11 protein-coding genes and 5 pseudogenes are annotated in these 14,224 nt (G+C 62.0%); 10 read left to right on the top strand and 6 right to left on the bottom strand.

Going from position 1 to position 14,224, the window contains the following annotated elements:
* Together CF70_RS37750 and CF70_RS12135 are read left to right on the top strand one after the other, a co-directional pair.
* Positions 1-152: pseudogene (locus CF70_RS37750) on the top strand (pyridine nucleotide-disulfide oxidoreductase); the annotation flags it as partial.
* A 92-nt stretch (positions 153-244) separates the two neighbouring features.
* Complete coding sequence (locus CF70_RS12135) at positions 245-1,048, top strand: TlpA disulfide reductase family protein (protein ID WP_035864627.1); 804 nt, start codon at positions 245-247, stop codon at positions 1,046-1,048.
* Between the two features lie 865 nt (positions 1,049-1,913).
* On the opposite strand, the gene CF70_RS35930 is transcribed toward CF70_RS12135, so the two are convergent.
* Entirely contained in the window at positions 1,914-2,249 is a 336-nt protein-coding gene (locus CF70_RS35930; protein WP_152561781.1) for a hypothetical protein, read from the bottom strand.
* A gap of 59 nt (positions 2,250-2,308) precedes the next feature.
* Between CF70_RS35930 and CF70_RS38950 the strand changes: the two are divergent.
* Positions 2,309-2,458 (top strand): annotated as a pseudogene (locus CF70_RS38950) (transposase); the annotation flags it as partial.
* Between the two features lie 284 nt (positions 2,459-2,742).
* On the opposite strand, the gene acpA reads toward CF70_RS38950, so the two are convergent.
* A complete protein-coding gene (gene acpA / locus CF70_RS12130; RefSeq protein ID WP_035864626.1) occupies positions 2,743-4,893 on the bottom strand; it encodes an acid phosphatase in 2,151 nt (716 codons plus the stop codon).
* Positions 4,894-5,215: 322 nt separating this feature from the next.
* Between acpA and CF70_RS12125 the strand changes: the two genes are divergently transcribed.
* From CF70_RS12125 to CF70_RS12095, 7 genes are all read left to right on the top strand, one after another.
* A complete protein-coding gene (locus CF70_RS12125) occupies positions 5,216-6,556 on the top strand; it encodes a cytochrome-c peroxidase (protein ID WP_035864624.1) in 1,341 nt (446 codons plus the stop codon).
* 519 nt (positions 6,557-7,075) lie between these two features.
* Positions 7,076-7,321 (top strand): hypothetical protein, encoded by a 246-nt coding sequence (locus CF70_RS12120; RefSeq protein WP_152561780.1) that lies wholly within the window; start codon positions 7,076-7,078, stop codon positions 7,319-7,321.
* 380 nt (positions 7,322-7,701) lie between these two features.
* Positions 7,702-8,388: a hydrolase gene (locus CF70_RS12115; protein ID WP_035864618.1), complete on the top strand. Its 687-nt coding sequence runs from the start codon at positions 7,702-7,704 to the stop codon at positions 8,386-8,388.
* 81 nt (positions 8,389-8,469) lie between these two features.
* Positions 8,470-10,341, top strand: coding sequence for an amidohydrolase (locus tag CF70_RS12110; protein ID WP_035864615.1), 1,872 nt, complete (start codon positions 8,470-8,472; stop codon positions 10,339-10,341).
* A 20-nt stretch (positions 10,342-10,361) separates the two neighbouring features.
* A complete protein-coding gene (locus tag CF70_RS12105; protein ID WP_414629447.1) occupies positions 10,362-10,820 on the top strand; it encodes a DoxX family protein in 459 nt (152 codons plus the stop codon).
* 1 nt (position 10,821) lies between these two features.
* A complete protein-coding gene (locus tag CF70_RS12100) occupies positions 10,822-11,130 on the top strand; it encodes a DUF1427 family protein (RefSeq protein ID WP_035864614.1) in 309 nt (102 codons plus the stop codon).
* Complete coding sequence (locus CF70_RS12095) at positions 11,130-11,900, top strand: YoaK family protein (protein WP_235185014.1); 771 nt, start codon at positions 11,130-11,132, stop codon at positions 11,898-11,900. Before CF70_RS12100 ends, CF70_RS12095 begins: the two co-directional genes overlap by 1 nt.
* Positions 11,901-11,971: 71 nt before the next feature.
* Here CF70_RS12095 and CF70_RS12090 read toward each other — a convergent pair whose 3' ends face one another.
* From CF70_RS12090 to CF70_RS37735, 4 genes and pseudogenes are all read right to left on the bottom strand, one after another.
* A complete protein-coding gene (locus CF70_RS12090; protein WP_035864609.1) occupies positions 11,972-13,078 on the bottom strand; it encodes a porin in 1,107 nt (368 codons plus the stop codon).
* 107 nt (positions 13,079-13,185) lie between these two features.
* Positions 13,186-13,389, bottom strand: a pseudogene (locus CF70_RS37745) (IS6 family transposase); the annotation flags it as partial.
* A 36-nt stretch (positions 13,390-13,425) separates the two neighbouring features.
* Positions 13,426-13,497 (bottom strand): annotated as a pseudogene (locus CF70_RS37740) (prop effector); the annotation flags it as partial.
* Between the two features lie 596 nt (positions 13,498-14,093).
* Positions 14,094-14,224 (bottom strand): annotated as a pseudogene (locus CF70_RS37735) (integrase); the annotation flags it as partial.

Raw genomic sequence — 14,224 nt, 5'->3', positions numbered from 1 at the left:
AGGTTGCGCCCAGCTTCCCGGCCTGGCTCATTGATGGCACCAAGCCGTCTCGCGCTGCATGGCTTCTCAAAGAGCGCATCCTGCCGCCGCTTTACTGGGACGGGATGCTTAAAGGTCGCGAGTGGATGGCGCAGCCGGCGCTAGTGGACTAACAATGGCAGTCTTGATTCGTCGTAGTTTTGGTTTCGCTACTGCGACAGGTCGCAGGGAACGATGCCGCACGCTATTCTTATCCCGCTAAAGCATGCTGTCTCCAACGGTTGTTGTCGTGCTCGCCGCTGTCCTGCTTGGTGAGACCATTGCCCTGTGGCTCGGTCGCCGTGCGAAGGTCGATGTTGACAGGAGCGTCGTTGCCATTGTTTTGGCCGGGGCGCTAAGCGCGCGCCTCGCCTTCGTCTGGCAGTGGCGCACTGCCTATCTGGCCGCGCCGCTGAGCATCCTGGACATTCGCGATGGCGGATGGAATCCGGTCGCCGGCCTGGGTGTCGGCTGCGGTCTGGCACTTTGGTTTGGCTTGCGCGATGCCGCTTTGCGCAAGCCGCTGGCTGTTGCCATGCTGGCGAGCCTCAGTGTATTTGGCGTGGGGTCTCTCTTCGTTCACAGCCTGGATTCCGCCAAGCTCGCTGAAGGCGGGCTTCCAGAGTATCCCCTGACCTCGCTGCAGGGGGAGGCGGTTGTGCTGGCACATTTCGCTGGACGGCCGACTGTGCTCAATTTATGGGCCAGTTGGTGTCCTCCATGCCGACGCGAGATGCCAATCCTTCGCGACGCACAAGCGAACCGTCCGGACATCAACTTTGTTTTTGTCAACCAGGGCGAGAATGCCCAGCAGGTAAGCCGCTATCTCGCGGAGCAGGGACTCGTGCTGTCCAATTTACTTCTCGACCCGCAGGGCCACACCGCTGCTTCCCTTGGACAAGTCGCCTTCCCAACCACCTACCTGTTCAATGCTGCGGGGCGATTGATTGACGTTCGCATCGGCGAATTGTCCGCCGCCACGTTGTCCGAGCGTCTTGCTCACCTGACGGCAGCGGAGCGCTCGAAGTAGGCCGGTAAGCGGTTATCCCCCGCAATCCTGTGGCGCGATGCCAATGGGCGGCGAGATATACGCCAAGGGATGCCTGAGTCTGCTATGGCTGAGGTGCTCGGCCCGCGCTGAATGGCGTCTTATCATTCCGTTTATCCAGGGAAGCGGAGAGATTCTATGGCCGCCAAGCGCGAGTGCTAACCTGCTAAGCGCCAGCCGCTTTTTTATCGGATGTCAGTGAGATTGTTGGGTGGGGCACACCGATACGGATTGTGTCAAAAATCGTTACCCCCCAACGGAGTATGTACCTGTGTGCCGGGTAGGCACGCCAACTCCAAATTGTTGCGGTTTTGTGAACATCGGGGGCGAGCGGTACCTGCTCCCGGGCGCAGCTCGTCCACACAAGAGGACATCCGTTGCACCCACCTAAAGAATGGCCGCTGCCGGCATTCAAAACGATATCGATGCGCCACGTGTTCGCGCAGCCGGGTCTTCGGTTGTCATGCTTGTAAGTCATTTTGTCGGCTTGGCGTCTTGATTGAATCTTCTTTGTATTGCCAGCCTGCCCCCGCTCGCCGGGGTCGTTGAACGGATTTCTGTCGTGCATCGACAAACCGGGCACTTGCCTTTCCAGCGTGCGAGTTCTTCTTCCTTCTTTACGTTCATCGTCTGCCTTTTCAGTATGCGGTGAGCCACTGTTTGGACCGTGAACTCCGACCGTACATGAGGGCATCCCTCGCTACCATTCTTCTACCTGGCTCGCATGACGATGCAAGAGGAAAAAATGAGTGCCGTTCCGCTGCACCCGGTAGTCGTGGAGACACTACGTGCCCCGGGCTCAGACTACAAGACTGGTCTTGCCTAGCGTGCCAGCGGGTGCTTTCGTCTAGCAGATATTCAGTTGAGGCAAACGGCCAGATTTCTCATGAAAAATGAAAACAATCATCAAAATTTGCTGTGCACGCGCGGTGCCATCCTTCATGGCCAGTCCCCAAACTTCCTGAGAGAATGGCGTGTGCATTGGCCAACCAACCTTGAGGCTGAGTATGAAGAGTAAGAAGGTGAGTTCATTACGTGCTGGCATTGGTTTGTAAGGTCTCGCAAATCGCGCGTAAAGAGACCAGGCCTGAGCCAGCCATTCTGGCGTGAACGGTAGTTCCGGGAAGATGTCTTTGATGCGTATCCCCAAGCCGGGGTCGAATTCCAATTTTGCTGCTGCCATGCGTTCACGCGCTACCGAGGACGGCGACACCGTGATCCGCCTGCTGAAATGTACCGGCCTCGCACCTCACGGCCCAGGAAATCGCGCTCTTGTACCGGCGGCGCTGGAGCATCGAGAATCTGCTTCGCCGCCTCGAGTCGGTGTCCAACAGTGAAATCCGTTCGTTGAGTCAGCCACGCGCCACGCTTCTTGCCTTCGGCGTGTCGGAACTCGCGTATAACGTGCTGAGTGTGACTGCTACCGCGGTGAGAATCCAGCATGAGTTGGAAACGAGCGAAATCGAACTCTCACCGTATTGCCTCGCGGCGGAAATCAGGGCGACCTACGCCGGCATGATGATCGCTGTCTCAGCCGACCTCCGGCACGCCTATGATCGACTCACGCTCAACCCCGTCTACACCGTCATCCGTGAAGGCTTGGCAAATCCGGAGCGTCGATGTATGTGCGAGGGCCGAGGGAGTGACCCCCGACCCTGCTCGATAGCGTTGCGTACTTACTTCGATTGCGTAAAGTCCAGCGCGTTGGTCAGGTCTCCCATTGCCCTATATCCATTGGCCAATAGTGCGTCGTCGCGCTGCTTCAGTCCCGGGAGCGTGGGAAGAGCATATCGGTGCGTGATCAGACGCAGTACCGAAGCCGTATCGTACTGGGTGTGGTCGACGAAACTCTTCTTGGCAAAGGGCGAGACGATAATCGCCGGGATGCGCGTGCCTGGGCCCCAGCGGTCAGCCTTCGGTACCGCTGCATGGTCGTAGAATCCACCATTTTCGTCATACGTCACCACGATCACCATGTTGTTCCACTGTGGGCTCTTTTGCAGTTGGGCGATCACGTTGGCGATATGGGCGTCGCCGTCGGCCACGTTGGCATAGCCCGGGTGCTGGTTCAGGTTGCCCTGCGGCTTGTAGAACGTGACAGCGGGCAGCTTACCGGCGGCTGCATCTTGCAGGAAGGCCGCGTCGTAGTCCTTCAAGTGAGCCGCACGCTCCGCTGCGCCCGCCGTGGTGGCCGGGTCAAAGCGGTTGTAGTAGTTGAACGGCTGGTGGTGCGGCTGGAACTGCGACGTGCCGGCGTAGATCACGCTGCGCGTTGCGTTGGGCGCGTCGGCGATGGCCGCATTCCAGGCTCCCGCGTACCAGGCCCAGTTCACACCCCTACCCGTCAACAAGTCGCCGATGGTGGTCTGCGACTGCGTCGGAAGGGTCGTCGCCTTGGTCGGGTCGGCGTAATTGGCATTGCCGCTGGCGACGGCGTTGCCGCTAGGCTGATACGGCGGTTGCATGGTGTTGACGGCGTAGAACATGCCCGAGGCGTCCTTCGGCGTGAGCGTGCTGTCGTTCAAGTAGACAGCTTTGCTGTTCAGCACCGAGGTCGGGTTGCCAGTGCCGGGGGTCAGTCGCACGAAGTTGCCCTTGGTGTCCAGGTCGATCGCCGAGATGCTGGCCTTGGCCGGCGAGCTGGCTGCGTCAGCGTTCGGGTAGGTAGGTGCGCAGGCGCAGATCAGGTATTGGTGGTTCAGGAACGAACCGCCGAAAGCACCCATGAAAAAATTGTCAGCCAGGGCGTAGCTCTTGGCTATGCTCCACATGGACATCTTGCTGCCGTCGTAGTAGCCCATCGACAGGCCACCGGCATCCGAATATGCGGTGAACAAATCGTTCTTACCGCCGTTAATCTGCATCTGGTTGTTGTAGAAACGGTGCACCAGATCGCGAGTGATCACGCTTTGCGGCACTACGACGCCAGTGCCGTTCACGCCAGCCGGATCGTCGATCTGGAAGGGCTTGTTGGCCCAGCCGGTGGTCTGTGCCTGCGTGACGACCGGGGATTGGCCGGCAGCGGTCAGACCTCCCCAGGTGGGCGGCAGCGAGGGCAGCACCGAACCGTCGAAATCCTTCTGCGCAGCAGCGGTACCGGTGGAAGTCGGGTTCACGCCCGGGATGCCGTTGGCGCCCGGAAACAGGCCGTAGAGGTTGTCGAACCCGCGGTTCTCCGCATAGATGACGACGATGGTCTTGACGCTGTTGGCAAGCGCCATGCGCTTGCCAACGCCGTCGCGGATGCCCTGGGCGAAGTCGCCGCCATTGCTCACCGCATCGGCAATCAGGTCGATCGTCTGGTCAATCTCCGCCTGCAGCGCAGCCTTGGTGTTGGCATCGGTCTCCTTGTTATGGTCCTCCAGCAACTTGTCGACGGTCACGCCAAGGCGCGTGGCCAGGGCTGCCTTGGCTGCGTTGATATCCCCGCCGTTGCTTTCCATCAGGGCAACCAATTCGGTCGAGATCGCACTGATCACGCCGTTGGCGCCGGCGGGCGCGCGGAATACCAGCGGACGCATGATGGCAGTATGGGTGCCGGCGGCCGGATCGTTACGGTAGGCATCGGTGCCGATTTCCGCCGTAACGGCTCCTTGGCCAGTCAGGGTGTAGGCGCCGTTGGCGTCGGTATAAGTGCTAGCCTCGCCGGCATCGCACTTGCCGTTGCTGTTGGCATCGAGACAGACCTTGGCATGCTCGAAGTAGCTGCCGGTCACGATACCGGAGGTGGCTGCGGGCGTAATGCTTGTCGAATCGCTGCCACCGCAGGCAGACATGCCAGCTGCGACTAGTGCGGTCAGCGGCAGAAGACGGAACGATCGGCTCATGATTTCCCAGGTTTATTGTTGGAGGAGTGAAAGCGAGCGCGAGTTTGGGCTTCCTGCATGACGAATTGATGACCAAAACCTACTCAAAAATGAAGTCCCCTTGCGCTTGGTGAATCGGCCGGAAAACGAGGCTGCAAAACAGTTTCAGGAACATTCACATTAATGTCTGCATGTCGCTAGATGCGAATTATGAGATGCCTGTTTTAAGACATTTACCGAAATGAAAACCCTCCAGTGAAAGTCGGGGCGTCGGTGTGACGACACGAAAATGTCATGCAGGTCATGCTACTTTCACAAGCTCAAAAATTTCCGCCTGACGCCGATGCGCCGTTTCCTGTCTGCCGCGACTGTCCGCGAAATCACCGTTCTGGCATTTGTCCTTTTTGGGCTGTGCGCTTGCGGGCGTGGCGAGCCCACCAAGGCGAAGGCGGCGGCATCGACACCGCCTATCGCGCAGGCGCATCCGGCATCCACGCCGGCCTATGAAAAGGCCTTCTATACGATGATGGCGACGCGCCGCCCGTCGGTGCCAGCCATGGCGGCGCTTGGCAAGGCGCTGTTCTTTGACCCGACGTTGTCCGCCTCCGGCAAGCTGGCCTGTGCAAGCTGCCATAGCCCCAGCCATGCCTATGGCCCGCCCAACGACCTCGCTGTGCAGTTGGGAGGGGCGAACATGCAGCGCACCGGTGTACGCGCCGCGCCGTCATTGCGTTACCTGCAAAATGTGCCGCCGTTCTCCGAGCACTTTCATGAGAACGACGGCAACGACGCCGAAGACCAAGGCCCGACTGGCGGCTACAACTGGGACGGCCGCGCGTCTTCCCTGCACGACCAGGCGCGTATCCCGCTACTGTCGGCGCACGAGATGGCCAATGGCACGCCGGCGGCCGTGGTCGCCAAGCTGCGCAACGGCCAGCACGTGGAGACCTTTCGCCAGATCTTCGGCAAGGACATCCTCCACGACGAGGACACTGCCTTCCGCGCTGCCCTGATGGCTCTGGAGGTGTTCCAGGAAACGCCGTCGGAGTTCTATCCATACGACAGCAAGTACGATGCGGTCCTGCGCGGCCATGACAAGCTTTCGCAGCGGGAAGCTCGCGGCCTGCAGTTGTTTTCCGATCCGAACAAAGGTAACTGTGCGTCGTGCCACCCGAGTGCCATCAAGGAAGACGGTGCCTTCCCTGCCTTTACCGACTTCGGTCACATTGCGGTGGGCGTGCCCCGCAACCGCGCGCTGGCCGGCAATGCCGATCCAGCCTTCTTTGACCTTGGCCTGTGCGGCCCCGACCGGACCGACCTGAAGCAACACCCCGAATACTGCGGGCTTTTCCGCACTCCGTCGCTACGCAACGTGGCGCTACGCAAGACGTTCTTCCACAACGGCGCGATCCGCTCGCTGGAAGATGCCGTCCGCTTCTATGCCCAGCGCGACACTAAGCCGCAGAAGTGGTATCCGCGCGGCCCCGATGGCACGATCGAGAAATTTGACGATTTGCTGCCCCAATACCGCTCGAACGTCAACATGGAACCGCCATTCGGCGGCAAGCCCGGAGAGAAGCCAGTGCTCTCGGATGCCGAAGTGAGTGATCTTGTCGCCTTCCTCAAGACGCTGACGGATGGCTACCGTCCGGGTTCGTCCGTTACCCCTGTCGCCCGTCGTTGACAGCGAGAGCGCGCCAAGCCGGGGGCCTGGCCTGCCCGGATCTGGAGCGCTTGCTTGCGACGATGTTGCAGGACGAGGCGGTGCTGCGCTATGCGGGCATCGTCCTCGGTTTGCTGCAGCACGCTTGCACGCCTGGGTGCTCGCTATGCCGCCCGACAGTCCGCATCCGTGCCCGTGCCACGGCGCTGTGCGACGAACTTGGCAGGCTGTTGGGCGAGCGAGACAAGGCCGTGCTGCTGGCGGCGTACCTCTGGGGCCTGCTTTGCGCGGCTGGCGCCGGTAGACCTGCCGGGGGGCGTTGGGCCGCTGCTGCGGCTTTATGGGGACTAGCTGGCGGTTGCCCTGGCACTTCGCCGGCTTCCCGGGGCATGCACGGGCGTACGGGATGGCCCCTAGTCTGCCTGGACGAGGAGGTTATTCGTTCCAGCGGCTACCTTTGCGTCATGAGACTGTGCCGGCGCAGCGATGCAGGAGCATGGCAGAGGCAGAGAGAGGGATATGGGCCGGGAGGAGATTGCCGTGAAAGTCGGTGATCGCATCACATGTTTGTCGGGCGCCTGCGCAGCGCTGGCGCTTGGCTTCGCCGCCGGGCTGGTAACGGCGTCGCCTCCCGCCGGGGAGGACGGCGCTTACAAACGCGCATCAGCCGCCGCGACGGATATCCGGGTGGCGGTGGATGCCTCGCTTGGTGCCTGCGACGAAGCCTGCCGACAGAGCTGGGGCATCGAGGCAGTGACACTGCTGGGCAATCGGCCGCCGCGGTAGCCGCCCGGTCCTGCCAGGGAACATGGCGGGAGCGCGAGCCGAAATGTGGGAGCACAGGGAATCGGCCAGCCGAACAGCCATCTGCGCAACGCTTGTCATGCCGCTCTCGCAATGTTGTGTTGCAGCAATGCCGATGGCGCGTAATCATGCTGGTCACCCCGGCGGGGTCAAGCCTCCAGCGCGAGCGGAAGCGCATGTTTGCCCGAAGACGCAAAGGTGTTGCCATAGCTTGAAAAAAGCGGGCCGCCATCGTTGCGACTTTCTATAGTAGTGAGGCGTGCCTGGTCGACGCTTTCTCTCGAATTCGCCCATGTCCGTGCCCGTCAGCCGGCGCGGGGCGGTTGCTTGCTGCTGTCGACCTTCTCATCGTGGAGACCATCATGAGTGACCCGAAGCTTCAGGTACTGACCCCGCAGAACTGTCAGCTTATCTTCATCGACCAGCAGCCGCAGATGGCCTTCGGCGTCCAGTCGATTGACCGGCAAGTGCTGAAGAATAATGTAGTGGGCCTGGCCAAGGCGGCCAAGATCTTCAATATTCCGACCACCATTACCACCGTGGAGACAGAGAGCTTTTCCGGCTACACGTATCCCGAACTCCTCGACGTCTTTCCCGGGCAAAAGCTGCTGGAACGCACGTCGATGAACTCATGGGATGACCAGAAGGTGCGTGACGCGCTGGCTGCCAATGGCCGCAAGAAAGTGGTCGTCTCAGGCCTTTGGACCGAAGTCTGCAACATGACCTTTGCACTATGTGCAATGGATGAGGGCGGGTACGAAATCTACATGGTGGCCGACGCCTCGGGCGGCACGTCGAAGGATGCGCATGACTTTGCCATGCAGCGCATGATCCAGGCCGGCGTAGTGCCCGTGACGTGGCAGCAGGTGTTGCTCGAGTGGCAGCGCGACTGGGCACGCCGTGACACGTATGACGCGGTGATGGCACTGGTCAGGGAACATTCGGGCGCATATGGAATGGGCGTGGACTACGCGTACACGATGGTGCACAAGGCCCCGCAGCGCACCAGCGGTAGCCACGAGATCGTGCCTGCGGTGCCGGCCAAGTAATCCCTGCAGTCTTCCGCAATCATTCGATATCCAGATTCCGGCGGCGGGGCCTGAGGCTCCCGGCCGGAAGGAGCTATTGCGATGTCTCCCTCCGACAAGCCCGACCTGATCCTGGTGAATGGACGTTTCACCACGCTGGATCCGCAACAACCGCAAGCAGAGGCCGTCGGTATCCGCAACGGCAAGTTCATGGTCGTGGGCAGCAAGCAGGACGTCATGGCTCTTGGTGACAACGCCGTGACGACGATCGACCTCGGCGGCCGGCGCGTGATTCCGGGCTTGATCGACAGCCACATGCACATTATCCGTGGCGGACTGAACTACAACATGGAACTGCGCTGGGACGGCGTGCGCTCGCTGGCCGAAGCCATGCGCATGCTCAAGGACCAGGTTGCACGCACGCCGGCCCCGCAATGGGTGCGCGTGGTGGGCGGTTTCACCGAACATCAGTTTGCCGAAAAACGCCTCCCAACCATTGAAGAGCTGAACGCGGTGGCGCCGGATACGCCTGTGTTCATACTGCATCTCTACGACCGGGCGCTGCTCAACGGCGCCGCGTTGCGCACCGTGGGCTACAACAAGGACACGCCCGAGCCTCCGGGCGGCGAGATTGTGCGCGACGCCCAGGGCAACCCGACGGGCTTGCTGCTGGCCCAGCCCAACGCGACCATCCTGTACGCGACCCTGGCCAAGGGGCCCAAGTTGCCGCCCGAGTACCAGAAGAACTCGACGCGGCATTTCATGCGCGAAGTGAACCGGCTTGGTGTGACAGGCGTGATCGACGCCGGCGGAGGCTACCAGAACTATCCCGATGACTACGCCGTGATCGAGGAACTTCACAAGGAGGGTTTGCTCACGGTGCGGCTGGCTTACAACCTCTTTACGCAGCAGCCGCGGGGCGAACTCAACGACTTCCGCACCTGGGTCGCCAAGGTCAGGCCGGGGCAGGGCGACGACCTCTATCGCCAGAATGGTGCCGGCGAGATGTTGGTCTATACCGCGGCCGACTTCGAGGACTTCCGCGTGGCGCGACCGGAAATGCCCACGTCGATGGAGACCGACCTGGAACCCGTGATTCGCCTGCTGGTGGAAAACCGCTGGCCATGGCGACTGCATGCGACCTATGACGAGACCATCTCTCGCGCGCTGGATGTCTACGAGAAAGTCGCGCGTGACATGCCATTTGATGGCCTGCACTGGTTCTTCGACCACGCCGAGACGATCACCGACCGCAATATGGACCGCATCGCGGCACTGGGCGGTGGCATTGCGGTGCAGCACCGCATGGCTTATCAGGGCGAATATTTTGTCGAGCGATACGGTGCAAAACCGGCAGAGCACACGCCGCCGATCAAGAAGATGCTCGAGCGTGGCATCAAGGTGGGGGCCGGCACGGACGCTACACGCGTCGCCTCGTACAACCCGTGGGTGTCGCTTTCCTGGCTGACCACTGGCAAGACGCTTGGCGGCCTGTCGCTATATCCGCAGGCCAACCTGCTCGACCGCGAGACCGCGCTCCGGCTGTGGACCGAGGCCAATACCTGGTTTTCCAGCGAAGAAGGTAAGAAAGGCCGCATCCAGGCCGGGCAGCTTGCCGATCTGGCAGTGCTGTCGGCCGATTATCTGCACGTGCCCGGTGATGAGATTCAGGACATTACCTCCGTATTGACCTTGCTTGGCGGCAAGGTGGTCTATGGCGATGGCGACTTCAGCAAACTGGCTCCCAAAATGCCTGCTGCCATGCCGGACTGGTCGCCGGTGCGGACATATGGAGGGTACCAAGCGCGCCGCCAGGGTGGTCAGCCTGCTGCGTCGCTCAGCGCAATGTGCGGCTGCGCGAGCCGTTGCGGCGTGCATGGCCATGCCCATGCGGCCGCCTGGGCTGCGCAGGTTCCGGTTTCAGATCATCGGCAATTCTGGGGCGCGCTTGGCTGCTCCTGCTGGGCATTCTGATGAGAAGAAGGGAGGAGACGATGCCCGAGCGTATGACAGACCCTCATGCAGCGGCGGGTGCCGTGCTGGCCCGTGTGGCCACACCTGCGGTCCGGTGGCTGGCGCTGCTGGCCCTGTGCGCCGCCTACCTGCAGGGTGGGCTGACCAAGGCGCTGGATTTCACGGCGGCCATCGCCGAAATGCACCATTTTGGCTTGGCGCCTGCAGCGCCGATGGCGGCTCTGGTCATTGCCCTGGAACTTGGGGCTTCGACGATGATACTGACGGGATTTGGGCGCTGGCTCGGTGCGCTGGCGCTGGCGGCGTTCACCGTGTTGGCGTCGTTCCTCGCCAACGCATTCTGGAATTTGCCAATGCCCGAGCGGATGATGGTGGAGAACGCCTTCTTCGAACACATCGGGCTGGCGGGCGGCTTCGTCCTGGTGGCCTGGCATGACCTGCGCCGTCTCGGCGCGCAGGGATTCGAACAGGGAGACTGAAATGAAGCTCTATATCGTGTCGTTCGGAGCGGGGATCCTCGTCGGCATCATCTACGCCCTGCTGCAAGTGCGTTCGCCCGCGCCACCGGCAATTGCGCTGCTCGGCCTGCTTGGCATGCTGATCGGCGAACAGGTCGTGCCGACGGTCAAGCGCGTGATAGCCGGTGAGCCGGTCACCGTGGCCTGGTTCCGCAAGGAATGCGTGCCCAAGATTTCGGGTGCGCCGCCCGAAGTTGCCGCAGAAGTTGTCGCAGAGGCCGGAGGCACCCGGCGCGATGGCACTGCCGGACGGGATGACGTCTCGCGTTGATGGAAAACCGTGGCGCAGGCGCTGGCAGTGACAAGCCGATGAAGGAAGCCGGGAGCCCGTCGTTGCCGGAGAATCACCGGCACATCAACGGCAGTGTGCATGGCTGCGTGCTGTCATTTGTTGCGGGCTTTGTGGACGTGGTTGGCTTCATTTCCCTCTTCGGGCTCTTCACGGCGCATGTGACCGGCAACTTCATCATGATCGGGGTGGAACTGACTGGAAGCGCCGAGGGGCTGGCGACCAAGCTCCTTGCGCTGCCGGCTTTTGTGGGAGCGGTTGCGACAGCGCGCCTGCTAGAGTCGCGACTCGCGCAGCGCCAGCTTCCGGCGGTGGCCTTGCTGCTTGCCATCGAATGCGTATTCTTGCTGCTTTTTGTGGGCGCGGGATTGTGGGCGAGCGGCGGAGCGGGCCTCAGTGCCGGCTCCTGGTGGGCAACGCTCACCGGCATGCTGGCCGTGGTGGCGATGGGCATTCAGAACGCATTGTCCCGTACCGCGCTGGCCGACCTGGGGCCTACCACGATCATGACCGGTAATACTACCCAGATCGTGATCGACCTGGTCGATTTGTCGTCGGCCGGGCCTGAGCAGGCAGGTGCGATCCACGTGCGCTTGCGCAAGATGTTGCCCGCTGTGGCGGGCTTTGCTGCCGGAGCCGTGCTGGGCGCGCTGGCGTTCGCTGCCGTCAGCTTCTGGTGTGTCCTGCTGCCGGTACTGCTGCTGGCGGCGCTATGCCGCCAGCGGTGGCCGGCCAGGCTGGTGCTGGCGTGAAAACCTGCGAGGCGGCGCGTTCAACCATGACGCGATCCTCGCCCCCTGATCAAGACTGACGGGCCAGGCTGCTAGAACTTGTGACGGATGCCAAGCACGGCACCGAACTGGTTTTCCGAGCCGGAAACCGTGCCGAAGCCGGTCCCCTGAATGGCGCCGGTGCCACCTGCGGTCAGGCCTAAATTCGAGCCATCCTTGTTCTTGGTGTAACCGAGGTTCAAGTAGGCATCGGTACGCTTGGACAGCGCATAGTCAGCCGATGCCACGAAGCTCCACGGATCCGCCTTGGTGCCCCGGAAGTCCTGGAAGTAGGCAACGCCGGTCAGGGACAATGCCGGGATCAGCTGATAGCGCAGACCCAGCCAGTACAGATTAGAGACGTTGTTAGCGCCGAGATTACCCGGGAGCGTGGCGCCACCGAGCGCCTTGGCCCAACGATATCCGGCGTAGGCCTTGGCGGGGCCGATGGAGTACGAGCCGGCCAGGCCGGCGCGGCGGATTTCGGCCTCCGTCAGGGGACCGGTCGCGGCCGCGCCGGGATTGGTTGAGTCGTAGATGGCGCCGACAGCGAAGGGGCCCGCAGCGTAGGTCAGGCTGGCACTGTACTCGCGCCCGATCCTCGGGCTGCCGGGGACTTCACCAGAGGCGCCGGCGCCGGTGTTCGCGCCAAAGCTGTACAGGGCCTTGGCGGACAGGCCACTGTAGGTGCCGACGTACTTGACCGAGTTATCGGCACGGCCGCCGAAAGCGGAGTCCTGCCCAAGGATCGAGTAGTTGGTGCTGACGGCCATCGGGTCGAAGTCAACGTTGAAATCATGGAACGGCGTCTGATGTCGGCCCAGGGTCAGGGCGTTCCAATTGTTCTGCAGGCCAACATAGGCCTGGCGACCAAACAGGCGGCCTGCGAAGGATGACTTGCCGTCGTCCACCGTGAAGCCGTTTTCCAGCACGAAGACACCCTTCAGGCCACCTCCCAGGTCTTCCACGCCGCGCAGGCCCCAACGGCTGCCTGCCAGGTTGCCGGAGGTCATGCGCGTCACGCCATGGTCGCCGCCGGGTTGGTGGTTTTGGTATTCGATGCCAACGTCAATCAGGCCATACAGTGTCACGCTGGACTGGGCATACGCACTACCGGCAGCCAAGACGGCGACGGTGGCTGCAAAGTGTTTCATCTCCATATCGCCGCTTTCCTTGTTAGCTTATTGGGAAACCTCTCTACAGTGCTTGTCCTGGCAAAAACACTGCGCGCAGTGCCTTGGAATAATATCCCGTTCCCGGCTGACATTGACGGATCTTGGGCGACTTCAGTGCATTCGCGCCAGGCCGCGAATTGAGCGGCGAGCTGTTTGCGATGGCGCGATGTGCGCGGCAGATGCCGTTTCAGGGCAAAGTGCGGGTGGATCGGACCGAAGCCCGAAAGGAGTGGCTGCGTGCGTTTACGGTCGCTGACGCCCCGCATGCACCGCTCGCGCTCGCGGGTCGTATCATGGCCAGGAGCGTCCACCAGATCCACGCGCGGGACACCTCCCACCAGGCGGGTCCAGTAGCGGGTGCCGCGGCACCAAGTCCGGCTCGCGTCGCGCAATACCGGCTCCATCAGGGCAAGTTCCTGCGCGTGCTGGACGAAATCCTCGAAGATGCCGATCTTGATCGCTACACTTGGGCGCGTGATTCTTCGCTGCCTTGGCGCATCGGCTGGCTGGTGTGGCCTCGTTTGCGGCCTTGGTCATTTCTCGCAGTGTCGCCGCAGGCGGCCCGTCCCCGGAGCACAGGGGAGGGCAACGGGCTCTCCCCGGGGCGGGTGGCCAGGCTTCCCAACCCCCATGCCATCGCGTTTTTGCATTCCTGGGATAGGTAACGCTCCATGGGGTATGACCCAGAGTATCCGGGCGCGCAGAAGCGGCTGCCTCGGGTGTAGATAAATGGGTGTCCTGGCCTTGGCAGCTTCGCGATGGCTTGCAGTACCGGATCGACAGGCTTAACGGGTTTCGCAGGGCGGGCCGGAACCTTCGGGGATGCACGACGCGTCTTGGCCGGTGGCGCGGCCTTCGCCTGCTTTGCCAGTTGTTGGAAGCCCATCATGCCCAGCCATTAAAAGCGAGATGAGATTGTAGCCGTCCCTCGCGATTCACCTTGCCGCCCACGTAGCCGCGTAGCCTCGGAAAACCGAGGAATCCTGGCGAGGGCGACGCGTCACCCTTCGCGTGTCCACCCGATCCGGTGGCGTTCCTGCGTGGCCGCATGCCGCGCGTCGTCCTCCGTGTGCAGGTAGGCACTGGTGGTCGAGATGGACGCGTGCCCGAAATTGTCCCTCACGAAACGCA

This window comes from Cupriavidus sp. SK-3 (assembly GCF_000611145.1).
Taxonomy (GTDB): Bacteria; Pseudomonadota; Gammaproteobacteria; order Burkholderiales; family Burkholderiaceae; genus Cupriavidus.
The sequence above is the reverse complement of the archived record's forward strand: the minus strand, read 5'-3'. Positions and strand labels throughout refer to the sequence as shown.

What these genes read in the sequence shown, in the direction of transcription:
- CF70_RS12135 (WP_035864627.1), top strand. Translation starts at nt 245, where the DNA reads ATGCTGTCTCCAACGGTTGTTGTCGTGCTCGCCGCTGTCCTGCTTGGT.
- CF70_RS35930 (WP_152561781.1), bottom strand. Translation starts at nt 2,249, where the DNA reads ATGGCAGCAGCAAAATTGGAATTCGACCCCGGCTTGGGGATACGCATC.
- acpA (WP_035864626.1), bottom strand. Translation starts at nt 4,893, where the DNA reads ATGAGCCGATCGTTCCGTCTTCTGCCGCTGACCGCACTAGTCGCAGCT.
- CF70_RS12125 (WP_035864624.1), top strand. Translation starts at nt 5,216, where the DNA reads ATGCGCCGTTTCCTGTCTGCCGCGACTGTCCGCGAAATCACCGTTCTG.
- CF70_RS12115 (WP_035864618.1), top strand. Translation starts at nt 7,702, where the DNA reads ATGAGTGACCCGAAGCTTCAGGTACTGACCCCGCAGAACTGTCAGCTT.
- CF70_RS12110 (WP_035864615.1), top strand. Translation starts at nt 8,470, where the DNA reads ATGTCTCCCTCCGACAAGCCCGACCTGATCCTGGTGAATGGACGTTTC.
- CF70_RS12105 (WP_414629447.1), top strand. Translation starts at nt 10,362, where the DNA reads ATGCCCGAGCGTATGACAGACCCTCATGCAGCGGCGGGTGCCGTGCTG.
- CF70_RS12100 (WP_035864614.1), top strand. Translation starts at nt 10,822, where the DNA reads ATGAAGCTCTATATCGTGTCGTTCGGAGCGGGGATCCTCGTCGGCATC.
- CF70_RS12095 (WP_235185014.1), top strand. Translation starts at nt 11,130, where the DNA reads ATGGAAAACCGTGGCGCAGGCGCTGGCAGTGACAAGCCGATGAAGGAA.
- CF70_RS12090 (WP_035864609.1), bottom strand. Translation starts at nt 13,078, where the DNA reads ATGGAGATGAAACACTTTGCAGCCACCGTCGCCGTCTTGGCTGCCGGT.